Origin of the sequence: Alloyangia pacifica (genome assembly GCF_900116195.1) — a bacterium.
Lineage (GTDB): Bacteria > Pseudomonadota > Alphaproteobacteria > Rhodobacterales > Rhodobacteraceae > Salipiger > Salipiger pacificus.
The window spans coordinates 105,676-129,682 of record NZ_FOZW01000008.1; the positions used below are offsets into that span (position 1 = coordinate 105,676).

Annotated in this window: 25 protein-coding genes; 12 read left to right on the plus strand and 13 right to left on the minus strand. The window is 67.2% G+C overall.

What is annotated here, in order from left to right; genetic code table 11:
• Positions 1–9 precede the first annotated feature (9 nt).
• From BM397_RS17265 to BM397_RS17290, 6 genes are all read right to left on the minus strand, one after another.
• Positions 10–1,011 (minus strand): LacI family DNA-binding transcriptional regulator, encoded by a 1,002-nt coding sequence (locus tag BM397_RS17265; RefSeq protein ID WP_218124893.1) that lies wholly within the window; start codon positions 1,009–1,011, stop codon positions 10–12.
• A 168-nt stretch (positions 1,012–1,179) separates the two neighbouring features.
• Complete coding sequence (locus BM397_RS17270) at positions 1,180–2,217, minus strand: carbohydrate kinase family protein (protein ID WP_092427113.1); 1,038 nt, start codon at positions 2,215–2,217, stop codon at positions 1,180–1,182.
• Positions 2,218–2,295: 78 nt separating this feature from the next.
• The gene (locus BM397_RS17275) at positions 2,296–3,303 is read right to left on the minus strand and encodes a beta/alpha barrel domain-containing protein (protein ID WP_092427116.1); all 1,008 of its coding nucleotides are present in this window, start codon (positions 3,301–3,303) and stop codon (positions 2,296–2,298) included.
• A 39-nt stretch (positions 3,304–3,342) separates the two neighbouring features.
• Positions 3,343–4,143, minus strand: coding sequence for an ATP-binding cassette domain-containing protein (locus tag BM397_RS17280; RefSeq protein WP_245696133.1), 801 nt, complete (start codon positions 4,141–4,143; stop codon positions 3,343–3,345).
• Complete coding sequence (locus BM397_RS17285) at positions 4,140–5,165, minus strand: ABC transporter permease (protein ID WP_092427119.1); 1,026 nt, start codon at positions 5,163–5,165, stop codon at positions 4,140–4,142. Before BM397_RS17285 ends, BM397_RS17280 begins: the two co-directional genes overlap by 4 nt.
• Before the next feature lie 72 nt (positions 5,166–5,237).
• Positions 5,238–6,299 carry a substrate-binding domain-containing protein gene (locus BM397_RS17290; RefSeq protein ID WP_176806728.1) on the minus strand — a complete coding sequence of 354 codons (1,062 nt, stop codon included), beginning with the start codon at positions 6,297–6,299 and terminating at the stop codon, positions 5,238–5,240.
• 155 nt (positions 6,300–6,454) lie between these two features.
• Here BM397_RS17290 and BM397_RS17295 point away from each other — a divergent pair, with 155 nt between their 5' ends.
• Positions 6,455–7,588 (plus strand): ROK family transcriptional regulator, encoded by a 1,134-nt coding sequence (locus BM397_RS17295; RefSeq protein WP_092427122.1) that lies wholly within the window; start codon positions 6,455–6,457, stop codon positions 7,586–7,588.
• Positions 7,589–7,644: 56 nt separating this feature from the next.
• On the opposite strand, the gene BM397_RS17300 is transcribed toward BM397_RS17295, so the two are convergent.
• The 7 genes from BM397_RS17300 to BM397_RS17330 all read right to left on the minus strand — a co-directional run bounded on the left by BM397_RS17300 (position 7,645) and on the right by BM397_RS17330 (position 14,367).
• Positions 7,645–8,670, minus strand: a complete 1,026-nt coding sequence (locus BM397_RS17300) for a YeiH family protein (protein WP_092427124.1) — start codon at positions 8,668–8,670, stop codon at positions 7,645–7,647.
• 97 nt (positions 8,671–8,767) lie between these two features.
• Entirely contained in the window at positions 8,768–9,826 is a 1,059-nt protein-coding gene (locus tag BM397_RS17305; RefSeq protein ID WP_092427127.1) for a TRAP transporter substrate-binding protein, read from the minus strand.
• Between the two features lie 29 nt (positions 9,827–9,855).
• A complete protein-coding gene (locus tag BM397_RS17310; protein ID WP_092427130.1) occupies positions 9,856–11,145 on the minus strand; it encodes a TRAP transporter large permease in 1,290 nt (429 codons plus the stop codon).
• A 1-nt stretch (position 11,146) separates the two neighbouring features.
• Entirely contained in the window at positions 11,147–11,734 is a 588-nt protein-coding gene (locus tag BM397_RS17315) for a TRAP transporter small permease (protein ID WP_092427133.1), read from the minus strand.
• 49 nt (positions 11,735–11,783) lie between these two features.
• A complete protein-coding gene (locus BM397_RS17320) occupies positions 11,784–12,299 on the minus strand; it encodes a flavin reductase family protein (RefSeq protein WP_176806731.1) in 516 nt (171 codons plus the stop codon).
• A complete protein-coding gene (locus BM397_RS17325) occupies positions 12,299–13,213 on the minus strand; it encodes an aldo/keto reductase (protein ID WP_092427136.1) in 915 nt (304 codons plus the stop codon). The genes BM397_RS17320 and BM397_RS17325 overlap by 1 nt, the downstream gene beginning before the upstream one ends.
• Complete coding sequence (locus BM397_RS17330; protein WP_092427139.1) at positions 13,213–14,367, minus strand: LLM class flavin-dependent oxidoreductase; 1,155 nt, start codon at positions 14,365–14,367, stop codon at positions 13,213–13,215. Before BM397_RS17330 ends, BM397_RS17325 begins: the two co-directional genes overlap by 1 nt.
• A 112-nt stretch (positions 14,368–14,479) precedes the next feature.
• On the opposite strand from BM397_RS17330, the gene BM397_RS17335 reads away from it, so the two are divergent.
• The 11 genes from BM397_RS17335 (at position 14,480) to BM397_RS17385 (ending at position 23,987) form a co-directional block, all read left to right on the plus strand.
• On the plus strand, positions 14,480–15,205 hold the full coding sequence (locus BM397_RS17335; RefSeq protein ID WP_092427142.1) for a GntR family transcriptional regulator: 726 nt from the start codon (positions 14,480–14,482) through the stop codon (positions 15,203–15,205).
• An 18-nt stretch (positions 15,206–15,223) separates the two neighbouring features.
• Positions 15,224–16,366: a Gfo/Idh/MocA family protein gene (locus BM397_RS17340; protein WP_092427145.1), complete on the plus strand. Its 1,143-nt coding sequence runs from the start codon at positions 15,224–15,226 to the stop codon at positions 16,364–16,366.
• 271 nt (positions 16,367–16,637) lie between these two features.
• Positions 16,638–17,156 (plus strand): cell wall hydrolase, encoded by a 519-nt coding sequence (locus tag BM397_RS17345; protein WP_092427148.1) that lies wholly within the window; start codon positions 16,638–16,640, stop codon positions 17,154–17,156.
• A 194-nt stretch (positions 17,157–17,350) separates the two neighbouring features.
• Positions 17,351–17,869: a ferredoxin-type protein NapF gene (napF, locus tag BM397_RS17350; RefSeq protein ID WP_092427151.1), complete on the plus strand. Its 519-nt coding sequence runs from the start codon at positions 17,351–17,353 to the stop codon at positions 17,867–17,869.
• Positions 17,866–18,138, plus strand: coding sequence for a chaperone NapD (locus tag BM397_RS17355; protein ID WP_092427153.1), 273 nt, complete (start codon positions 17,866–17,868; stop codon positions 18,136–18,138). The genes napF and BM397_RS17355 overlap by 4 nt, the downstream gene beginning before the upstream one ends.
• Before the next feature lie 3 nt (positions 18,139–18,141).
• Entirely contained in the window at positions 18,142–20,634 is a 2,493-nt protein-coding gene (napA, locus tag BM397_RS17360) for a nitrate reductase catalytic subunit NapA (RefSeq protein ID WP_092427156.1), read from the plus strand.
• Positions 20,635–20,690: 56 nt separating this feature from the next.
• On the plus strand, positions 20,691–21,521 hold the full coding sequence (napG, locus tag BM397_RS17365) for a ferredoxin-type protein NapG (RefSeq protein ID WP_092427159.1): 831 nt from the start codon (positions 20,691–20,693) through the stop codon (positions 21,519–21,521).
• Positions 21,518–22,426 (plus strand): quinol dehydrogenase ferredoxin subunit NapH, encoded by a 909-nt coding sequence (napH, locus tag BM397_RS17370; protein WP_092427162.1) that lies wholly within the window; start codon positions 21,518–21,520, stop codon positions 22,424–22,426. Before napG ends, napH begins: the two co-directional genes overlap by 4 nt.
• A gap of 43 nt (positions 22,427–22,469) precedes the next feature.
• Positions 22,470–22,913, plus strand: a complete 444-nt coding sequence (locus BM397_RS17375) for a nitrate reductase cytochrome c-type subunit (RefSeq protein ID WP_092427165.1) — start codon at positions 22,470–22,472, stop codon at positions 22,911–22,913.
• Between the two features lie 26 nt (positions 22,914–22,939).
• Complete coding sequence (locus BM397_RS17380) at positions 22,940–23,641, plus strand: NapC/NirT family cytochrome c (protein ID WP_092427168.1); 702 nt, start codon at positions 22,940–22,942, stop codon at positions 23,639–23,641.
• Positions 23,642–23,714: 73 nt separating this feature from the next.
• Positions 23,715–23,987, plus strand: a complete 273-nt coding sequence (locus BM397_RS17385; RefSeq protein ID WP_245696135.1) for a hypothetical protein — start codon at positions 23,715–23,717, stop codon at positions 23,985–23,987.
• Positions 23,988–24,007 lie beyond the last annotated feature (20 nt).

Genomic DNA, 24,007 nt, shown 5'->3' on the forward strand with positions numbered 1-24,007 from the left:
CGGACCGGCTCAGGCCGAGGCGCGCATCACCAGCTTGGCGGGCAGCAGGGTCGAGCTGACAGAGCCGCGCTGCGCCTCACCGGAAAGCTGTGCCAGCAGCTGCGCCCCGGCGGTGCGGGCGATGCCCTCGTAGTCCTGCGCCATGGTGGTCAGCGAGGGCGCACTGTAGCGGCTGAGCGGGTGGTCGTCATGGCCCGCGACGCGAAGGTCGAACTCCGCGCCATGGCCGACCTTCAGCCCCTCTTCATGCGCTGCCGAGATCACCCCGAAGGCAAGCCGGTCGTTGGCGCAGAGCAGTGTCCGTCCGGGCAGGCCTGCGGCGATCAGCGCCTTCATCCGCTCGAAGCCCACCCGTTCCAGATCCCAGGGGGTATCGGTCTCGCTTTCGATCACCAGTGGCGTCGCGCCGTGTTCGCGCATGGCGGTAAGATAGGCGGCGCAGCGCTCGCGCGTGCCGGGGTTCACCGGAGGCGTGTTGAAATAGACCGGCGGCTCACCGGAACGGCAGAGGTAGTCGACCATCGTGTCGATGCTCTGGCGGTTGTCATTGCCGACGAACGAGGCCATGCCGCCGATCGCATTGTCGAGGAAGATGCAGGGGGTCGCCTCGACGAAGCGCTGCATGGCCTCGGTGTCCGAGGCAAAGCCGAGCGGCGCGATCAGCGCCCCCCCTACGCGCAGCGACTGCAGCGTACGCAGCGCCTCGACTTCCAGCTCCGGCTGGCCGTGCGGCGAGATTGTCAGCGGCCAGTAGCCCTCCGCGCGCAGCAACAACTCCAGCCGGGTGACCAGCTGGGCGTAGAACGGGTCGGTGATCGCGGGCACGATGATGCCGATGGTGCGGGTACGCTTGCGGTTGAGGTTTCGCGCGTAGAGGTTCGGCTGGTAGTCGGTTTCCTCGAGCTTGGCCTCGATCAGCGCCCGCGTCGAGGGCTTCACGCTTTCCGGGTCCTCGAAGAACTTCGACAGCGTCGGACGCGAGACACCGCAGGCGCGCGCGAAATCTTCCATCGTGCGTGGCCGCTCCTCCTCCATGTGCTCCCCTTTGCCGTACCGATCCCTGTTCCCGAAGTTACCGTAAAGAAAAATTTCCAGCGCGCGTAAAGTTTTTTGCCCGGGCGCGCCTCGACTTGGCGTCACCCTATAGGCGGGGGGAGCGGCGCGCGGGGGAACGGCGCGTCAGGCGGCCCCCACTTCCAACGGCTCGCGCCAGCCGTTGCGCGCGGCGAGCGCGAGACACGCCTCAATGCCTTCGACCGCGCCGTAGGTGTCGACCGAGCGCAGCGAGGCGGCGGCGGCGGCATGGGCGTAGGCGAGGCAATCGCGCAACGGAACGTCTCGGTGATGGCCGCAGAAGAACCCCGCGGCGAAGGCATCGCCCGCGCCGTTGGTGCCCTTCACCTCGGCCTGCGGCACCCGTGTCGAGGGGTGCGAATGCACCGTGCCGTTCCGCTCCAGCGCCAGCGCACCGCCGGGGAAATGCGCCACGGCGATCTCCATGCTGCCGAGCTCCATCACCCGGCGCAGCGCGGCGAGCACACCGGGCACCGAAGTCGTGCCCTCCCGCACCGTCTGCATGTCGGCGAAAGCGCCGATCTCGTAATCGTTGACCACGAGGTAGTCGAGATGCGGCAGGCAGGGCAGGATGATCCGCCGCAGGTCGTCGCGGGGGATGCTCATCACCTCCATGTTGGTGCGCAAACCGGCGGAGCGGGCCTTCTTCAGCACGGTGACCCAGCCGCTGGGATCGCCCTGCCACGGCGCGTCGAGCAGCGCGTGGGTGCCGGGCAGGCCGAGGTGCAACATCCGTGCGGTGACCCCCGAGAAGTCGAAATGGTCGGGCGAGAGGTGGTCGCTGGAGTCGGCTTCGAAGATATGCGTCCGCTTGCCGTTCTCGGCCGAGGTGAAGGCCATGGTGCGATGGGTGCGCAGCTGCGGGTCGACGTGGAACTGCGCGCAGTCGATGCCATGGTCCGATGCAACGCCGCGCAGCAACCGGCCATCCGGGTCCTCGCCGCAGAGCCCGACGGTGGAGACAGCGATCTCGGGTGCGAGGCGGCGGATGTCGACGGCAAAGTTGCAACCCGCCCCGCCGCCCTGCGCCGAGGCCGACAGGATGCGCGTCGCCGTCTCTTCCTCGGGCCAGCGCGGCAGGACCATGTTGTGATCGACGCACCAGGTTCCCCCGGTGATATAGCCGCTGCGCGTGCTGCCCATGGCGTCATGCCCTCTCTCGTTGGTTCTTCGTTCCGCTGATCTGTGTGGCCTGCGGGGGCGTGATACCCCCGCATGGGCTCACGCGGCGCTCTTCAGCGCGTCCTTCGCCAGCACCGCCTCGGTGATCTGCACGTCGTCCTCAAGCGGGCGGCTCGGGGTGATGCCGCGCGACTGCAGCGTGCCGTGATAGGCACGGGTCGCCTCCTCCGAGCCCATCTCGCCATCCGCCACGGCGCGCATCATGCGCACCATTTCCTGCGGATCATCGGCGAGGTTGATCTTGCGCCCGAAGAGCGCCACCCGCGCGCCGTAGCGCTCGATCTGCGCGATCAGTTCGAGACAATCGCGGGTGGTGCCCGCGCCGCCGCCGAGCACGCCGACGGTCACAGAGGGGTCGTAGCTGACCAGCTCGTCGAGCGCCCGCGGCCCGTTGTAGGCGATCTTCAGGAACTCGGGCCGCTCCCGTTTCGACAGGCCCGCCATGCAGCGCATCATCGCGTCGTTGACGTAGCCGGGAATGTCCTCGGCGCCGATGCCGCAGTCGACGTTCGGGTTGAACACCTCGAGGAAGTAGCGGAAGTCATTGGCCGCCGCATCCTCGCGGAAGGCGGCGAAATGCTCGAGCGACATGTAGTCGGCGTCGAGGTCGTTGTTGAAGGTGATCGAGTAGAGCCCGAGATCGCAGCCGAGCCGCTTTGCCTCGCCGAGGTTGGCGGTGCGGAACGGACGCGAGGGCTGCTTGGCGTAGCTGGCGCCGCGGAACACCCAGACATCGGTGGTATCATTGGCCCGGATCGCCGGGGTCACGCGGCTGGTGTCGTAGACACCGCGCTCCTGCAGCGCCTCGAGGTTGGAGACCGAGGTCAGCATCACATCCACCACGTCCTGCGTGACGATGGCCTCGATACTGTCAAGGAATTCGGGCCGGGTGCGGAAGGCCCCGGCGCTGCCGTCGGCATTGCGGTGCGGGCCGCAGGATTTGATCGAGGGGCCCATGTCCCCGTCCTTGGCGTCGGCGATGATGAAATCGCCCTTGCGGTAGCCGCCACTGCGGATGCGCGCGAGTTTCTCGTCCAGTCTCAGCATGTCTTGGTCCTTGCGGGTTTGGGGATGTGGGTTTCGGGTTCAGTCCGCGGGCTGGCCCGCGGGTGGCTCCATGGCGCCGGTCATGATCGCCACGGCGTCGGACATGGTCATCTCCGAGGGTCGGACCACCGCAACGCGGCGGCCGAGCCGGTGGATGTGCACGCGGTCGGCGATCTCGAAGACGTGCGGCATGTTGTGCGAGATCAGCACGATGGCGATGCCGCGGTCGCGCACGTCCCTGATGAGATCGAGCACCTTGCGGCTTTCCTTCACGCCGAGCGCCGCGGTGGGCTCGTCGAGGATCACCACCTTCGAGCCGAAGGCGCAGGCGCGCGCCACGGCGACGCCCTGCCGCTGCCCGCCCGAGAGCGTCTCGACCACCTGGTCAATGTTCTGGATGGTCATCAGGCCGAGGTCCGAAAGGTGCTTCCGGGCCTCCTCGCGCATCCGCGCGCGGTCGAGCAGTCGGAAGAGGCCACCCCGCAGCCCGGGCACTCGGTACTCGCGCCCGAGGAAGAGGTTGTCGACGATGGTCAGCGCGGGCGCCAGCGCCAGCCCCTGGAACACCGTTTCGATGCCCTGCGAGCGCGCGTCCATCGGGCTGTGGAAGGCGACCTTCTCGCCGCCAAGGAAGATCTCGCCGGCGTCGGGGCGCACGGCCCCCGCGAGCGCCGAGATCATCGTCGACTTGCCCGCGCCGTTGTCGCCGATGACCGCGAGGATCTCGCCCGGCATCAGGTCGAAATCGGCGCCGTCCATCGCCACGACCCGGCCAAAGGATTTGACCAGCCCGCGCGCCTTCAGCACCGGCTCGGGATTGGTCACGGCCCGCGCCATCATGTGGAGATCCTCCGCAGCCACTGGTCGAAGGAGACCGCGATGATGATCAGGAAGCCGATGGTGAACTCCTGCCAGAGAACGTCGAGCCCGGCGAGCGCCAGCCCGTTGCGGAAGAAGCCGACGATCAGCGCCCCGATCAGCGTGCCGATGATCGAGCCGCGTCCGCCGAAGAGGCTGGTACCGCCAATCACCACCGCAGTGATGCTGTCGAGGTTGGTCATCGCCCCGCCCAGCGGGCTGATCGCGCCGATGCGCCCGATCAGCAGCCAGCCGGCAAAGCCGCAGATCGCCCCGGCGGTGAGATAGACGGTGAACAGCACCTTGCGCGTGCCGATCCCCGAGAGCCGCGCGGCGTTGGGATCGTTGCCCACCGCATAGATGTGCCGACCATAGGCGGTGCGATTGAGCACGTACCACAGCAGCCCGGCCAGCAGCAGCATCAGCAGCGAGCCGATGGTCAGCCGCGCCGCCCCCATGCGCAGCGACTCCCCGGTCCATTGCAGGATCGGCGCGGCGGCCTCGATCTCCTGCTGGCGGATGGTCTCGCCGCCCGACCAGAACTGGATCAGCGCGTTGAACACGCTCCAGGTGCCCAGGGTGACAATGAACGGCGGCAGGCGGATCATCGTCACGAAGAACCCGTTGAGCGCGCCGCAGCCCGAGCCGACCGCGATGCCGAGCGCCAGCGCCAGACCGGGCGGAACGTCATGGTCCATCGCCAGCCGCCCCATGGCGACCGAGCTCAGCACCACGATCGCGCCGACCGACAGGTCGATCCCGGCGGTCAGGATGATCAGCGTCTGCGCCAGCGCCACGGTGCCGATGATGGTCACCTGCTGCAGCACCAGTGACAGGTTGAACGGGTGGAAGAAGCGCTGCCCGACCACCGACGAGAAGACCGCCAGCCCGAGCACCAGCACAAAGAGCGGGATGATCGTCGGATTGCCGTGCAGCACGTTGATCACCCGCCGCGACAGGCGGGTGTCGTGGGTGGCGAACTGCGGCAGGTCGTTGCTGGCCATGTCAGGTGTCCCGGATTGCGTCGGTCACGACGGGCCCGCCGTGGCGGGCACCGTTGAAGCGCGTGCGAATGTTCAGCCCCAGCAGAGCTCGAGCGCCTCTTCGCTGGTGATGGACTCGAGCCCCTCCACCGGCTTGTCGGTCACCAGCTTCACCCCGGTGTTGTAGAAATCGAGCCCCTCGGACGGTTCCGGCATGGTGCCGTCCTTGGCGTGGGCAACCACCGCCTCGACCCCGAGCGAGGCCATCAGCAGCGGGAACTGCATCGAGGTCGCGCCGATCACCCCGTCCTGCACGTTGCGCACGCCGGGACAGCCGCCGTCCACCGAGGTGATCAGCACCGAGCCGTCGTCCTTGCCCGCGCCCTTCAGCGCCTCCCAGGCACCTGCGGCGGTGGGCTCGTTGATCGTGTAGACGACGTTGACGTCGTAGTCCTTCTGCAGAAGCGTCTCCATGCCGTCGCGGCCACCGACCTCGGAGCCGCCCGCCATCTCGTGGCCGACGATGCGCGGATCGTCCTCGTCGTCGCGCCGGTCGGGGTTCTTGATGTCGATGCCGAAGCCTTCCATGAACCCCTGGTCCCGTTTCACGTCGACGGTGGGCTGGCTCTCGTGGGCGTCGAGAAAGGCGATCTTTGCCGATTGCGCGGCCTCCTCGCCCAGCGTTTTCAGCGCCCATTGCCCGATCATCTCGCCGGCGAGGAAGTTGTCGGTGGCAAAGGTCGCATCCGCCGCGTCGATCGGCTCAAGCGGGGTGTCGAGCGCGATGACGAGGATCCCGGCGTCGCGCGCCTTCTGCACCGTCGGCACGATCGCCTTGGTGTCGCTGGCCAGAAGCAGGATGCCGTCGGCGCCGGCGGCGATGAGGTTCTCGATGGCGGTGATCTGCGTGTCGTTGTCGCCGTCGTACTTGCCGGCGAAGGCCTGGAACTTCACGCCCAGCTCCTCGGCCTTGGCCGCCGCGCCTTCGCGCATCTTGGCAAAGAACGGGTTGGTGTCGGTCTTGGTGATCAGCCCGACGAGAATGTCGTCATCCTGAGCCCATGCCGCCGGCGCGGCTAAAATTAGGGCCGCCGGGGCGGCAAGCATCAGGGCCGTGGCGGACCTTGCGGCCCCCAGCCTAAAAAGCGTTTTCATAATGTCCTCCCAAAATGCGCAGCTCCTCCCTGCGCATGTTCAGTGGGCAGAATGGGGAAACTTCTGTCAATAAAGATTCATATATTGCTATACTTTTGTAAATAACTTATCATAAGTGGCAAATCCGCGAGGATGCCGTAAGGTCATGGAGAAGCATGGAAAATCCCGGTCACGACCCGATATACCGCCTGCTGCTCGACGGGCCTCCACGCAGTGCGCGCGAGATCGAAACCCACGTCGGCCTGTCCCGCGTCACCGCCGGGCAGAGAATCAAGGCGCTGGCCCGGGCCGGTCTGATCGCCGAGGGTGACAGCCTCGCCTCGGGAGGAGGACGTCCGGCGCGGACCTGGCGGATCAACCCGCATCATCGCAACCTCATCGGCATCGACGTCGGCGAGCAGATGGCGCGGGTGACGCTTTTCTCCTTGGGTCTCGATGTGCTGGACGAGGCGTTGCTGGAGATCGACCTGCGCGCCGATCCGGCCCGCACGCTCGAGGCGCTGGCTGCCTGCGCCGAGCGGCTGGCGACCGGCGACCGGGCGAGCGCCCCCGTCGCCGGGCTCGGCATCGCCCTGCCCGCGCCGATCGACTACCGTCAGGGCCGCGTCGCCAAGCCCTCGGTGATGTACGGCTGGGAAGAACTCGATCTGCGCGCGCTCTTGCGGAGCCGGCTCAAGATGCCCGTGGCGCTGGACAACGACGTCAACCTGATGTGCCTCGCCGAGCAACGGCTGCACTGGCCCGAGACCCGGCACTTCGTCTTCATCAAGGCAGGCACCGGGATCGGCTGCGGGATGATCACCGACGGTCAGCTTCTGCGCGGCGCCTTCGGCACCTCCGGCGACATCGGCCACATCCAGCACAGTCCCGAGCCGCACCGGCTGTGTCGTTGCGGCAAGCAGGGCTGCATCGAGGCCCATGCGGCGGGCTGGGCTCTGGCGCGGGACCTGCAGGCGCAGGGTAACGACTGTCGCGACGCGCGCGAGGTCATGCAGCTCTATGTCCGGGGCGCGCCCGAGTGTCGCGCGCTGGTCAACGCCAGCAGCCGCATCATCGGCACGGTGGCGGCAGACCTCGTCGCGATGCTAAACCCCGCGGCGCTGGTGATCGGCGGCACGCTCTCCGGCGCGGGCGAAGCGATGCTGGCAGGGATCCGCGAGAGGGTCTACCAGCGCTGCCTGCCGCTTGCGACCGAACGGCTGCAGATCGGCTCGGCGCGCGGCGGTGAACGCCTCGGCGTGCAGGGGGCCGCAATCCTTGCCCGGGCGCAGATGGGCGCGCCGTCCTGAGCATCCCGGTCTGAAGATCCGGCCTGAAGATCCGACCTGAGCCGCGCAGATGCCGCTCAGACCAGCCCCAGCAGCAAAGGCACCAGCACCAGCCCGGCCAGCACTGCCGTCTGCACCGCGAGCATGGCGATGGCGGTGCCCCCCACATCCGCGAGCTTGGCCAGCGAGGTCTTCATGCCGACCGCCGCCACCGCGGTCACCAACAGAGCGCGCGACAGGGTCGAGGCGGGGGCGATCACGACCTCCGGCACGAGGTGGAAAGAATTGAGCGCCGCGAGCACGAGAAAGGCCGCGACGAAGCCCGGCAGCAGTGGCGGGCGTGCGTCGGTCGCCGGCGCGTGCCGGCGCATGGCCAGCGCCCCGATCAGCACCACCGGGGCGAGCATGGTGACCCGGATCAGCTTGACCACCGTTGCGATGTCTCCGGTCTCGTCCGACACCGAGTAACCCGCGCCCACCACCTGCGCCACGTCGTGGATGGTGCCACCGAGGAAGAGGCCGGTCAGGTGCTGGTCGAGCCCCAGCGCCTCGGCGAGGATCGGGTAAACGATCATCGCCACCGTGGAAAAGGCGGTGACCGAGATCACAGTGAACGACAGGTCGCGCTCGGCGGTCTCGCGCTGCGGCAGGATCGACGAGATCGCCATCGCCGCCGATGCGCCGCAGATCGCCACCGACCCGCCAGTGAGAAAGCCGAAGGCGCGGTCCTTGCCGACGAAACGCGACAGCAGGATCGAGCCGAGGATGGTCACGGCAATGCAGAACGCGATGACCAGAACGAAGCCCCAGCCGATCTGCCGCACCATGTCGAGCGAGACCCGCAGCCCGAGCAGCGCCACGCCGATGCGCAGCAGCCCCTTGGCGGCAAAGGTGATGCCGGGGCCGGTGTTCTCATGCTCTGACAGGAAGTGGAACGGGATGCCGAGCAGGATCGCCATGAGCATCACCGGCGCGCCGTAGTGGTTGGACAGGAACTGCGCCGCCATCGCCAGCACGATCGCCAGCGCCGTGCCGGGTGCGAGGACCTTGGCCTGCGCAATGATGCGGCGGGGGTCCGAAAGGGTGGCGGTGAATGCGCTCATGTCCTGTCCTCGGTGGGCTCTGGGAGTTTCTTGGGCCGGACCCTAGGGCCCGTGCCGGAGCCGGCGCGCCGCCCTAAGAAGGCGCGCCGGCGGTCGGTTACTGGATGTCGCTGGCGCGCTCGGCGTCAAGCTCCTCGGTCGCGGTCTGCACCGCGCTCTGCATGGCGTTGAAGATCTCCTCGCCCCCCTCGACGTTGGCGGTGAACCAATCATAGACCGGCTGCGCGGCATCGGCGAAGGCCTGCTTTTCCTCGGGGGTCGGCACGTAGAGATCGCCACCGCCGTCGACGAATTCCTGGTAGGCCGGGATCGACTTGCGCTTCGGCGAGGCGAAGGTCGCCTGCTGCAGCTGATAGAAGCCGTCGACCACCACGCGGCGCATGTCCTCCGGCAGGGCCATGAACTTCTCGTTCGACATCCACCACAGCGCGCCCATGTAGGCGTGACCGTCGAGGGTGACATACTGCAAGCCGGCCTCGGGGAACTTCATCGACATGATGTCGGTGATGCCGTTCTTGGTGCCCTCGACCACGCCGGTCTGCAGCGAGGTGAAGAGCTCGGGCCATGGGATCGGCGTCGGCGCGGCATCGAGGGCGCGCACCAGTTCCTGCGGCAGGTCCGCGACAACGGTGCGGATCTTCATGCCCTTGAGGTCCGCGGGCGTCTGCACCCGCTGCTTGGTGTTGGCGAAATTGCGCCAGCCGCCGGTGTTGCCGATGGTCATCAACCGGATCAGCCCGCCGGAATCCTCCAGCGCCATCGCGCGCATGGTGCGGGTGAAGTCGCCCGACAGCACCTTCTCGGCCACCCGGTCGTCCTGCATCACGTAGGGCAGGTCCAGCACCTGCACGTAGGGGAACAGCCCTGCCGCGCCGCCCGAGGTCGAGATGTAGACGTCGATCGAGCCGTCGGCCACGCCCTGCAGGCATTCCGCGCCGTTCGAGCAGAGCTGCGTGCCCATGTAGATCTCGACACCGATGGCGCCGTTCGAGGCGCTCTCGACGTAGGATCTGAAGACCTGCAGCCCGTCGTAATCCTCGTCGTTCTCGTTGGAGTTGGCGACGGCGCGGATCGTGTAGTCCTGCGCCATCGCGGGGATGGCAAGCGCCGCCGTCATCAGCAGCGTCGCCGCCAGCGTCTTGGTCTTCCTGAGCATGTTATCCTCCCTGATAGCTCTGGATTTTCTTAGTTCGCGAACCCGGTCAGTCGCGGGATCGTCATGGAAATCGCGGGGAAATAGGTGATCAGGAAGATCACCGCGATCTCGACCGCGAGGAATGGCAGGATGGCACGGGCGATGGTCGTCACCCTCTCGCCCGACACGGCCGAGGCAACAAAGAGCACCAGCCCCATGGGTGGCGTCGCCAGCCCCACCGTCAGGTTCACGCACATGATGATGGCGAAATGCACGGAGTCGACGCCCATGCCGATGAACACCGGGCCGAGGATCGGACCGAGGATGATGATCGCCGGGCCCGCGTCGAGGAACATGCCCACCGCGAAAAGCAGAAGGTTGATCAGGAACAGCAGCAGCAGCGGGTTCTCGGTCAGCGACAGGATGAAATCGGCCATCTGCTGCGGCGCGTGCGACAGTGAGACCACGGTCTTGAACGACATGGCCGCGCCCACCAGCAGCAGCACCACCGCCGAGGTCAGACCGGCGCGGCCCAGCACGTCGGGCAGTTCGGCGAAGCGCAGGGTCTTCAGCACGAAGAGGCTGATGAAGAGCGCGTAGAACACCGCCACCGCCGCCGCCTCTGTCGGGGTGAACACCCCGGCGAGGATGCCGCCGAGGATGATCACCGGCGTCAGCAGCGGGAAGAAGGCCTTGAGGCTGGCCTCGCCGCGCTCGCCCCAGCTGTATTCGCGGGACGCCACGGGGAAGTCGTAGCGGTTGGCCATGACCTTGATCAGCAGCATCAGCCCGACGCCCACCAGCACCCCCGGCACCAGCCCTGCAAGGAACAGCGCCGCGACGCTCTCGCCCATGACATAGGCGTAGATGATCATGATCCCCGAGGGCGGGATGATCGGCCCGATGACCGAGCTGGCGGCGGTGATCGCGGCGGCGAAGCGGCGGGTGTAGCCCTGCTTCTCCATCGCCGGGATCAGCATCGAGCCGAGCGCCGAGGTGTCGGCGACGGCCGAGCCCGAGAGCCCGGCGAACAGCATCGAGGACATCACGTTCACATGCGCCAGCCCGCCCCGCAGGTGGCCCATGAAGGCCTGGCTGAACTCCACGAGGCGATGGGTGATACCGCCGCGGTTCATGATCTCGCCCGCCAGCATGAAGAAGGGGATCGCCATCAGCGGGAAGCTGTCCATGCCGTTGTAGAGATTGCGGTAGAGCAGCGTCAGATCGCGCTCCTGCCCGTTCAGGAACAGCAGGATGCCCGGCGCGGCCAGGAGGCCGAAGAACACCGGCAGGCCGATCATCAGGAAGACAAGGAAGAGCGGAAGGAACCAGATCAGCATGTCATTCGGCCCCTTGCGTGTTGGCCTGCGGGATCGTGGGCAGGTCGCGGACCGAGCAGAGCTCGGCGAGATTGCGCAGGATCAGCTCGATGTTGACCAGCACCAGCAGCGCCATTCCGACGAGGATCGAGGCCATCATCCAGCTGCGCGGCACCCGGTGCCATTCGCTGAAGTCGAGCGCGGTGGGAATGTACAAAGAGGCCGACGCAAAGCGTCCGCCAAGCCCGGTGACCTCCTTCCAGCCGATCTGCAGTGCGAAGACCAGCACCATCAGGCTGATCGCCAGCAGCACGAGGTTCAGCAGGCTGGCCGCGCGACGCGGCAGCATCGACGGCAGGATGTCGATGGCGACAAAGCCACCGCGGCGGAAGGCGGTCGGTGCCATCAGCCCGGTCATCCACAGCATGCAGAAGCGCGCGGCCTCGTCCGGCCACGGAAGCGCGTTGCCCAGCACGTAACGGCAGAACACCTGCACCAGCGTCACCGCAACCATCACTGCGATGGCGACGACGCCAATGCCGCGCCCGACCTTCAGCAGCACGTCATTGACCCGGGACAGTGGCCGGATCAGCCCGTCGAGTAGCACCATGTTCTCCTCCCCGTCATGCCGCGCCCTCCTCCCGGGCGGCGGCGTGACGTCAGTTGACCTCGACCCTTGCGACCCGCCCGCCGAAGAAGGCCAGCGGATCGCCCTGTTGCATGGTGGCGCGCAGCACCTCGCCGACGACAATCGCGTGATCGCCCGCCTCGTGCACCGCGTGTCGGCGGCAGTCGAAGCGGGCAAGGCAGTGCTCCAGCACCGGCACGCCCTCGGCATTCGGCTCCAGCGGCGCGCCGATCAGCGCCGCGCCGTTCTTCGCCACCGTCCACGCCAGCTCCTGCTGCTCCGCCGCGAGCACGTGGATCGCGTAGTGCTCGGCCCCGGCAAAGAGGTCGAACCGGCTGGAACTGCGCGCCGGCGACCAGAGCACCAGCGGCGGGTCCATCGAGACCGACGCGAAGCTGTTGGCGGTGATCGCGGCACAGCCCTCGGGCCCGCAGGCGGTAACAATGGTCACCCCCGTGGCGAACAGCCCGAAGGCATCGCGCAGCGCCCGCCCGTTGCCCGGGTCGGGCACGAAGCTCTGGAAGCTCTGGGGCTGCGCCATTTGCATCAGGCGACCTCGCGGCCGAGCGCCGCCTCGTAGAGCTGGAACCACTGCACGCGGCTCAGCGCGACCTTGCGCGCATCCGAGATCTTCGCGATCCGCTCCAGAGAGTTGGTGCCCAGCACCGGCAGGATGGTGGCCGGGTGACGCAGCAGGAAGGCGACGGCAATGGCGGCGCGGTCGACGCCGAATTCACCGGCCAGCGCATCCATGCGGCGGGTCAGATCGCTCTCGCCGGTCATCAGGCTGCCGCCACCAAGCGGCGACCAGGCCATCACCGGATCCTTGCGGCGCTGGTGGAACGCCAGATCGCCATCGGTGAAGGGCTCGACGCGCGCCAGCGAGATCTCGATCTGGTTGGTGGCGAGTTTCGTGTCCATCGCGCTCTGCAGCAGCTCAACATCCCAGGGGCGGAAGTTCGACACGCCGGCGGCGCGGATCTTTCCCGCCTTCACCAGGCCGTCGAGCGCGGCACCGGTCTCCTCGTGGTCCATCAGCGGATCGGGGCGGTGGATCAGCAGCAGGTCGATGTAATCGGTGCCGAGATCGCGCAGCGAGTTCTCGACCGACGCCTCGATGTGGGCTTTGGAGGTGTCGTAATGCTTGCAGGCCACATCCGCGTATTTGCCGCAGGGCGCGACGATGTCGCATTTGGTGACCAGTTCCACCTTTTGGCGCAGGGACGGGTCGGCCTTGAACGCCTGCCCCAGCACTGCCTCGGCGGTGTAATCGCCATAGATGTCGGCCTGATCGAGCGTGGTGATCCCCTGCGCGAGACAGGCGTCGATCTTGGCGCGCACGTGACCCGCAGAGGTGTCGGCGTCATCGCCGATGCGCCACATGCCGTAGACCAGCCGCGAGAAGCTGAGCCCCTCGGCCATGGTCACGCGATCCCGGGTGAAGTCGTTGAGGGTATCCATCAGCGGCGGTCTCCTGCGCCGAGCGGCGTCTGCGGAAGGGTTTGCGGAACGCGGCCCCAGGCCTGGTTGAGCTGGCAGGTCTTGAGCTGCGGCAGCACGCGCGAGCCGAAATGCTCGGCCTCCTCGACGTGCGGGTAACCCGAGAGCACGAAGGCCCGGATGCCCATCTTCTGCAGCTCTTCGAGCTTGCTGAGCACCTGATCGGTCGAACCGACGATGGCCGCACCGCAGCCCGAACGCGCCCGGCCGATGCCGGTCCAGAGGTTCGGCTCGATATAGCCCTCGAGGTCGGCCAGCTCGCGGTTGCGTGCCTGATGGCTGACGCCGAGGCTGCTCGCATCCAGCGCCCGCTCGCGGATCGCCTGCCCGAGCTCGTCGTCGAGCTTGCTGGCGATGTAGCGGGCATACTCCTTGGCCTCGGCCTCTGTGTCGCGCACGATCACGTGGCTGCGGAAGCCGTAATCCAACGTGCGGCCATACTGCTCGGCGGCGGCATTGGCGGCCTTCATCCGCCCGGCGATGTCCTCGGTCTTTTCCGGCCACATCAGGTAGACGTCGCAATGCTGGCCGCAGAGATCGAGCGCGGCGGGGGAGTAGCCGCCGAAGTAGAGCATCGGCCCGCCCTGCTGGTAGGGCTTGGCGGGATCGGTGGTGAGGCCGGTGAAGTTGTAGACCTCGCCCTCGTAGTTGATCTCGTCGCGGTTCCACGCCTGCTTGAGGATCTCGACCACCTCGCGCGAGCGCTGGTAGCGGTACTGGCTTTCGGCCTTCTCGCCGGGGAAGTCGGACGAGATGATGTTCACCGTCAGCCGCCCCTGCAGCATGTGATCGAGCGTCGCGATGGTCCGCGCCAGCATGATCGGCTGCATCTCGCCGCAGCGCACGGCGGCCAGCAGGTTGATGGCGCTGGTGATCGGCGCGCAGCCCGCGACGAAGCTCAGCGTGTCCTGCCCGACCTGATAGGACGAGGGGCACAGGATGTTGCCGAAGCCCTGCGCCTCGGCGGTCTTCACGATCTCCGAGCAATGATCCCACGACGAGCGCAGGTCACCGTCGGGCACGCCCAGGAACTGGTAGTCATCCGAGCAGAGCGCCGAGAACCAGGCCACCTCGACCGCGTCGAGATCGGCGGATGTAACGGGTACGACCGTCATGTTTTCCTCCCTGAAAACCTCCGAACTTTCCCTTTCACTACCCGCGTCTTTGATGTAGATCAATGGTGTATCAATTTTTTCATTCGCAGCATCCGCAGGGGGAGGCGGAAACATGCAGGAAAAAAACAGGAATTCGGCTCACAGGCCCGATGCACTGCCGATCTACATGCAGATCAGCGAGCTGGTGATCCGCGATATCGCCGCCGGCCGGCTTGTCGACGGACAGAAGCTGCCGCCCGAGCGGGAGTTCGCCAAGGCCCATGGCACGACCGTGCGCACCCTGCGCAAGGCCTTGCTTGAGCTGGAGAAAAAGGGGCTTCTCGAGCGCCGTCAGGGCTCTGGCAACTACGTCCGCGCCGGCGGTGAGGTCGAATCGGTCTACTCGATGTTTCGCCTCGAACTGGCCAAGGGCGGCGGCGGGCTGCCCACTGCAGACATCCTTGCGGCCGACTACGCGCCCAAGGATCCGCAGCAGCCCGCTTATGGCACCTCGGACCACGGCACCCGCTTTCGCCGCCTGCGCTACCTCGACGATGTCGTCATCGCGGTCGAGGAGATCTGGCTCGACGGCGGCGCGGGCCGCGTCCCGCGAGAGATGGTGCAGGATTCGCTTTACCTGACCTACAAGCGCGCCCTGCAGCTCTGGATCACCCGCGCCGAGGACCGCGTGGGCATCGGGCAAGTGCCGGACTGGGCGCCCGAGGCATTCCCGCTCAAGCCAGGCACCACCACCGCCTATATCGAGCGCCTCTCCTGGGCGCAGGGCAGCGAAGCGGTCGAGTTCTCACGCACCTGGTACGACACCCAAAAGGCGCTCTACGTCCAGCGCCTCATCTGAAGGGAGGAGGATTTCCCTATGACGACCCAGACCCTCGCGCGCAGCGAGACACGGACCATCACCTACGGCATCATCGGCTGTGGCATGATGGGACAGGAGCATCTGCGCAACATCGCGCTGCTCGACAACACCGCCGTCGGTGCGATCTTCGAGCCCGACGCCGAGATGCGCGCCCATGCGCGGCAGTTCGCCCCGAACGCGCAGTTCGTGGACAGCATCGAGGCGCTGCTGGACGTGGCCGAGATCGATTGCCTGCTGATCGCCAGCCCCAACTTCCGCCATGTCGAACAGCTGCAGCAGATCGCAGGAACGCGCCCCCTGCCGGTGCTGGTGGAAAAGCCCCTGTTCACCGATCCGGACCACGCTGCCGCGATCGACGCCTTTGCCGAAAGCTACCCCGCGCCGGTCTGGGTGGCGATGGAATACCGCTACATGCCGCCCGTCGCCAAGCTGCTGGAAGAGGCCGAGGCGGCCACCGGCGGCGTGAAGATGCTGACCATTCGCGAGCACCGCTTCCCCTTCCTCGAAAAGGTCGGCGACTGGAACCGCTTCAACCGCTACACCGGCGGCACCTTCGTCGAGAAATGCTGCCATTTCTTCGACCTCATGCGGCTGACGCTGAAATCCGATCCGGTCCGCGTCATGGCGATGGGCGGACAGGCGGCCAACCACCTCGAGGAGACCTACGCAGGCGAGACCCCCGATATCTTCGACCATGGCTACGTGATGGTCGAGTTCGAGAGCGGCGTGCGCGCCATGTTGGAGCTTTGCATGTTCGCCGAAGGCTCGCGCTACCAGGAAGAGATCTCGGCGGTCGGCCCGACGGGCAAGATCGAGGCACTGGTGCCGGGGCCGGGCCGGTTCTGGCCTGCGCATCTGGGTGCGGCACCGGTGCCGCAGGTGATCGTCTCGCCGCGCGAGCCGAAAGGGCCCGAGGTGCGCGAGATCCCCGTCGATCCGACCATCCTCGAGGCCGGGGACCACAACGGCTCGACCTTCTACCAGCACCGCGGCTTCCTGGAGCTGGTGCGCGGCGAGCGGGAAGTGCCCGAGGTGTCGCTGCTGGATGGCAAATGGGCCGTGCTCATGGGGCTCGCGGCTCAGCGCTCGATGACCGAGGGCCGCGCGGTGGACCTGCGCGAGCTCGCAGGGGACGCCTGACGCAAAGCATGTCGGGCGCGAGCCTGCGCCCCACTCATGAGTCAGGAGCCCTGCGGGCCCTGACCGCGTCGCGGTACCCCCGATCCTTCACGGCGTGCAGGGTAGTGCGCCAAGATCGCAGGTCGGGCCTTCGCTCGGCCTGCACTCCCAAAGCCGCATATCGCCCGCGCGCCGCGCGACCGCACCGGCACTTGGGATATTGAAGACCGGGCACCGCCTGCCCTAGTGTCGCAACCGGGCAGGCCAAGGCAATCCGGGGAGCAGCCGAGACATGAAACCGCAGCGCCAGACGACCTTCAGTATCCTCGCAGGGGTGGCCTTGCTCACGCTTGCGGCCTGCGGCGGCGGCCCGGCGCGGCGCCATGCGGCAGGGGATCTCGAATGCATGGAGCGCGCAATGTACTTCGAGTCGATCCGTTCGAGCCGTGACGGCATGATCGCCGTGGGTAGCGTGGTGATGAACCGCGTGGAGTCCCACGAGTTTCCCGGCTCGGTCTGTGGTGTCGTGGGCCAGAAGAACCAGTTCGCCCCGGGCGTCATGCGGCGCGACATGGGAGGCTCGGCGATGCCGATGGTGCGCGAGGCGGCGCTCTCGGTGCTGCAGGGCGAACGCCACCCGCTGATCGGCAACGCGCAGTTCTTCCACGCGGCAACCTACCGCGCCTCCTACAACAACATGCACTACGTGCTCACCACCGGCGGCAATGCCTTCTACGAGAAGCGGCGCCCCGAGTATGTGACCCGCCCGACCCCGCCCGGCGCGCTGGAGGGCCTCACCGGCCGCCGCTGACCGGACCCGCCCGCGGACGTAGACCCCCTCAGCTCCAAACGACCATCCGCTGCCTCGCGCCGCAGGCGGAATCCTGACGATTCCCGGATGCCCCACGTGCGAAGCTTTCCCGGCTGAACAACCTGTGGCAGTCTTCCCGGCATAGTACTCGTCCGCAGGATTGTTCGCGGGCACAGCGGAAGGCCAGGACGTCGATGACGACCCAGCACAGCAGGCGCAACTTCCTTCGCGGGCAATTGTCACGCCCCGAGGCACCTCTGATGAGGCCCCCGGGGGCTCAGGCCCGCTTCTCGCAGCTCTGTACCGGCTGCGGCGACTGCCTGCGCGCCTGCCCCGAGGCGATCCTCATCCGACAGCCCGACGCGCCAGAACCCGCCCTGCCACTGGTCGACTTCTCACAAGGCGCCTGCACGTTTTGCGGCGCATGTGCCGAGGCCTGCGAGACCGGCGCGCTGCGTCCCGAGGCCGTGCCCGACTGGCCGTGGACGGCCACCATCACCGACACCTGCCTGTCGCTGGTCGGCATCTCCTGCCGGGCCTGCGAGGACGCCTGCGAGCCCCGTGCCATCCGTTTTCGCCTGATGACCGGCGGCCGCGCCGCACCAACGCTCGATCCCGCGCAATGCACCGGTTGTGGCGAATGTGCCATCACCTGCCCCGCCGGTGCCGTGTCCTTCGAGCAGCGGGAGTCGCTCACGGAGGCGGTCCGATGAACATTTGCGGCTGCCTTGTTCACGTCGCGCAGGATGCGCTGCCTGTTGCCCGCGCGCAGATCGAAGCGCTCGACGGCGTCGAGGTGCATGCCCAGAGCGACGACGGGCGGCTGGTTGTGGTGGTCGAGGACACCGACACCGCCTTCGCCTCGGACATCATCATGTCGCTGCACCAGATCCGCGGCGTGATCTCGCTGACCATCAACTACCACCATTTCGAAGACCTCGACCAACGCCCATCCCCCGCCGCCCCCCATCCGGAGACCTGACCCATGACCATCTCGGACTCGCGCAGGACTTTCCTCAAGGCCACCGCCGCCGCCAGCACCGCCGCCGCGGCGGGCATCTCGCTCGCCCCCGGCGCGCTGGCGCAAACCCCGGGCAATTCGGACATCCGCTGGGACAAGGCCCCCTGCCGCTTCTGCGGCACCGGCTGCTCGGTGCTCGTGGGCACCAAGGCGGGCCGGGTGGTCGCCACGCAGGGAGACCCCGAGGCGCCGGTGAACCGCGGCCTGAACTGCATCAAGGGCTACTTCCTGTCGAAGATCATGTACGGTGCCGACCGGCTCACTACGCCGATGCTGCGCAAGTCGGGCGGCGTCTACGACAAGAACGGCGAATTCGAGCCGGTGAGCTGGAACGAGGCATTCGATGTCATGGCCGAGAAGTGGAAGGCGGCTCTGGCCGCCAAGGGACCGACCTCGGTGGGCATGTTCGGCTCGGGGCAATGGACGGTCTGGGAGGGCTACGCCGCCTCCAAGCTGATGAAGGCGGGCTTCCGATCGAACAATATCGACCCCAACGCCCGGCACTGCATGGCCTCGGCGGTGGTCGGTTTCATGCGCGCCTTCGGCATCGACGAGCCGATGGGCTGCTACGACGACTTCGAGCACGCCGACACCTTCGTTCTCTGGGGCTCGAACATGGCCGAGATGCACCCGATCCTCTGGTCGCGGCTGACCGACACGCGGCTGACCAAGCCCGGGGCGCAGGTGCATGTTTTGTCGACCTTCGAGCACCGCAGCTTCGAGCTGGCGGACAACGGCATGGTGTTCACGCCGCAGACCGATCTGGCGATCCTCAACTACATCGCCAATTACATCATCCAGAACGATGCGGTGAACTGGGACTTCCTTGAAAAGCACGTCAACATCACCCGCACGGCCACGGACATCGGCTACGGGCTGCGCGACAGCAACCCGCTGCAGGAGGCCGCCGCCAATCCTAATTCGGGCGATCTGACCCCGATCGACTTCGACGAATATGCCGCCGCCGTTTCGGAATACACGCTGGAGAAGGTTTCCGAGATGTCCGGCGTGCCGGCGCATCAGCTCGAACGGCTGGCCGAGCAATACGCCGATCCCAGCCGCAAGGTCATGTCGCTCTGGACCATGGGCTTCAACCAGCACACGCGCGGCTCCTGGGCGAACGGCCTGTGCTACAACGTCCACCTGCTGACCGGGAAGATCTCGGAGCCGGGCAACTCTCCCTTCTCGCTCACCGGCCAGCCCTCGGCCTGCGGCACCGCGCGCGAGGTCGGCACTTTCTCGCACCGGCTGCCCGCCGACATGGTGGTGACCAACCCCGAGCATCGCGCCCATGCCGAGGAGATCTGGAAACTGCCCGAGGGCACGATCCCCGAAAAGCCCGGCCTGCACGCCGTGGCGCAGAACCGCGCGCTGAAGGACGGCACGCTCAATGCCTACTGGGTGCAGTGCAACAACAACATGCAGGCCGGCGCCAATATCAACGAGGAGGGCTGGCCCGGCTACCGCAACCCCGAGAACTTCGTCACCGTCTCGGACCCCTACCCGACTGTGACCGCCATGTCGGCCGACCTCATCCTGCCCACCGCCATGTGGGTCGAGAAGGAGGGCGCCTACGGCAATGCCGAGCGCCGCACCCAGTTCTGGCGCCAGCAGGTCATGGCCCCGGGAGAGGCCAAGTCGGACCTCTGGCAGCTGATGGAGTTCGCCAAGCGCTTCACCGTCGAGGAGGCCTGGGGCGACGAGCTGGTGGCCAAGATGCCCGAGCTGGCCGGCAAGACGCTCTACGAGGTGCTCTACGAGAACGGCCAGGTGAACGCCTTCCCGCTGGAAGAGACCGCCGAGGGGTTCGACAATGTCGAGGCTCAGCACTTCGGTTACTATGTGCAGAAGGGGCTGTTCGAGGAATACGCCTCCTTCGGACGCGGCCACGGCCACGACCTCGCGCCCTTCGAGCAGTATCATCAGGCGCGCGGTCTGCGCTGGCCGGTGGTGGACGGGCAGGAAACGCTCTACCGCTTCCGCGAGGGCTACGATCCCTACGTGCCCGAGGGCACGGAGGTGACCTTCTACGGCTACCCGGACGGCAAGGCGAAAATTATCTTCGCCCCCTACGAGCCCCCGGCGGAATCTCCGGACGAGGAATACGATCTGTGGCTCTCGACCGGGCGCGTGCTGGAGCACTGGCACTCGGGCTCGATGACCCGCCGGGTGCCCGAGCTGCACCGCGCCTTCCCCGCCGCCGTGGTCTTCATGCACCCCGAGGACGCCGAGGAACGCGGCCTGCGGCGCGGACAGGAAATCAACATCTCGACCCGGCGCGGCGAAATGCTCAGCCGGGTCGAGACCCGCGGCCGCAACAAGGTGCCCAAGGGGCTGGTTTTCGTGCCGTGGTTCGACGAGGGGCAGCTGATCAACAAGCTGACGCTCGACGCCACCTGTCCGCTCTCCAAGGAGACCGACTTCAAGAAATGCGCCTGCAAGGTCGAGCGGGTGTAATCCCGCGCACCTGCCCGCGCGCCTCACGCCGGAGGAGACGCCAGAGGAGGCCCGCCATGCCCGCCGCCATGCCGCTTTCGCCGCAACGCCGCAGGTTCCTGATGGACACCGCGCGGATGGCGGGCGGCTGCGCACTCGCGGGCGGCGCGCTGGCATGGCTCGCCCGCGATGCCCGCGCCCTGCCCGCCGATGCGCTGCGCCCGCCCGGCGCCCTGCCCGAGGCGGAGTTTCTCGGCGCCTGCATCCGCTGCGGGCTCTGCGTGCGCGACTGCCCTTATGACACGCTGACATTGGCCGAGCTGGGTGCCGACGGGCCGGCCACCGGCACGCCCTTCTTCACCGCCCGCGACGTGCCCTGCGAGATGTGCGACGACATCCCCTGCGTCGTGGCCTGTCCGACCGGGGCGCTGGATCCGGGCCTGCGCGACATCGATGAGGCGCGCATGGGCACCGCCGTGCTGGTCGACCAGGAGAACTGTCTCAACTTCCTGGGGCTGCGCTGCGACGTATGCTACCGGGTCTGCCCGGTGATCGATGAAGCGATCACCCTCGAGCTGTCGCACAATGACCGCTCCGGCCACCATGCGATCTTCGCGCCGACGGTCCATGCCGAGCACTGCACCGGCTGCGGCAAATGCGAGAAGAGCTGCGTGCTGCCCGAGGCCGCGATCAAGGTGCTGCCCATGCGGCTTGCCCGCGGCGCACCCGCGGAGCACTACCGCAAGGGCTGGGAAGAGATGGAGGAAAAGGGCGGGCCTTTGGTCGAGGGAGTGATCGACCTGCCCGACCGCCTGCCCGGCCCCGGCACCGACAACCTCGCCGCCCCCGGCGGCTTCGAGCCCAGCTTCACCCTCCCGGCCTCCCCGGTACCGGGAGCGGGCGAATGAAAGAGAAGACCAACCTCCCGGTCGGCGAGGAGGCGATCCGCCTCAAGGGCTGGTGGCGGGCGCACCGCTTCCTGCTGCTGCGCAGGCTGTCGCAAGGGTTTTTCCTGCTGCTCTTCCTGCTCGGACCATGGTTCGGCCTCTGGTGGGTGGCCGGCACCCTTGCCGGCTCGCGCACCTTCGGCCTCCTGCCGCTGACCGATCCGCTGGTGCTGGCGCAGAGCCTCGCCGCCGGTCACTGGCCCGAACTGACGGCGCTGATCGGCGCCGCGATCGTGGTCATGGCTTACCTGCTGATCGGCGGGCGGGTCTATTGCTCCTGGGTTTGCCCGATCAACCCGGTGACCGACGCCGCGCACTGGCTGCACGTGAGGCTTGGCCTGCAGAAGGGCTGGCAGCCCAAGCGCCACACAAGGCTCTGGCTGCTCGGCACGGTGCTGGCCGTCTCGGCGCTGACCGGCAGCATCGCCTGGGAGGCGATCAACCCGATCACCATGCTGCAACGCGGGCTGGTTTTCGGCATGGGCTTTGCCTGGGCGCTGGTGGCGCTGGTCTTCCTGTTCGACCTGCTGGTCTCACGCCGCGGCTGGTGCGGACACCTCTGCCCGGTTGGGGCCTTCTATGGACTATTGGGCACGCACAGCCTGCTGCGGGTCAGCGCCGCAGGTCGCGCAGCCTGCGACGACTGCATGGATTGCTTTGCGGTCTGCCCCGAGAACCAAGTCATTGCCCCGGCACTGCGCGGCAAGGATGGCGAGACGCCGCTGATCCTCTCGCCCGACTGCACCAACTGCGGGCGCTGCGTCGACGTCTGCTCTGTCGACGTTTTCGCCTTCACCCATCGCTTCGACAGCCACATCGATGCCCCGTCCTCCCCGCCCGAACGATCCCGTCACTCCGCCGCCTGAGTGACCCACCCTGCGTGACAGCAATCAACTACGGAGAGCGCCCATGAAACTGCCGGTCATCGCGAAGATCGCCACCTTCGCAACGCCCCTGCTCATCGCGGGGCTGGTCGTGGCGCAGACATCCGGAGGCATCCAGTCGCTGCGCGGCGCCGCGGTGGATCAGGAGCTCCAGCCGCCCGAGGTCTACCAGCAGCAGGAAGGACGCGAGGTGCGCAACTACCGCCAGCAGCCGCCGACCATTCCGCACTCCATGAGCCAATACCAGATCGACCTGCGCACCAACCAGTGCCTGAGTTGCCACGACTGGACCAACGCCGGCGACCGCGGCGCGCCGACACTGTCGATGACCCACTACCTCGACCGTAGCGGAAACCAGCTCGACACGGTGGCCGGCACCCGCTGGTTCTGCAACCAGTGCCACGTCCCGCAGGCGGATGCGCCGGCGCTGGTCGGCAACGACTTCGAAGCCTCCAGCGTCTCGCGCTGACGCAGGACTGAACGGGGAGAGACGACATGCCGGACAACAAAAAGCACGGCCGCCGCAACATCCTGCTCCGCATATGGGACGCCTTCTGGAGCCCCACCGGGCTGTTCAGCACCGGCTTCCTGCTGATCGCGGGCTTTTTGGGCGGCATCCTCTTCTGGGGCGGCTTTCACTGGTCGCTGGAGCTGACCAATACCGAGGAGTTCTGCACCTCCTGCCACTCGATGGAGACCAACCTCGGCGAGTACCGCCAGACCATCCACTACAACAACCACTCCGGCGTGCGGGCGATCTGCTCGGACTGCCACGTGCCGCACGAGTGGCAGTACAAGATGAAGGCCAAGGTGATGGCGGTGAAGGACGTCTACCACGAGCTGAGGGGCACCATAGACACCTCGGAGAAATACGAGGACCGACGGCTCGAGATGGCCGCGGCGGTGTGGAAGAAGATGAAGGCGACGGACAGCCGCGAGTGCCGCAACTGCCACGCCTTCGAGTACATGGATTTCACCATCCAGGAGACGCGGGCGGCGCAAAACCATCAGCGCGCGGTCGACGAGAACATGACCTGCATCGACTGCCACCAGGGCATCGCGCATGATCTCGCGCCGGGTTACCTCGAGGAATATCAGCACGTCGTCGAAACCCTGGCGCAGAGCCGCATGCCCGAGGCGTCGGGCCGCGTCGACGTCGCCTCGATCCGCTCGTTCCTCGGTATCTCGGCGGACTGACCGCCCATCAAGCCAAGCGGCGCAGGGACGGTGACCTCCCGGCCCCGCGCCAGCAACACACGGAGATCAGACCATGCTGAGCCTGCTTGACCTACTCGGTACCATCGGAGGGAGCATCCTCGGCCTGCCCGGCATCCTCGGCGTCGCGCTCGGCATGACGACCCGCAACTGGATCATTGCCGCGATCCTCGGCGGGGCCATCGGGGTGCTCTCGCCGCTGATCCTCGGCGGCCACCACTCCGCCGAGGTGCCGGTCACGACGCTGGAATACAGCGTCTCGACCATCGTCGGCATCCTCGCCGGGCTGATAGGCTGCGCGATCCGCCACAAGGGCGCGAGGGTCTGAGCGGCCTCCGGCGGCGGCAC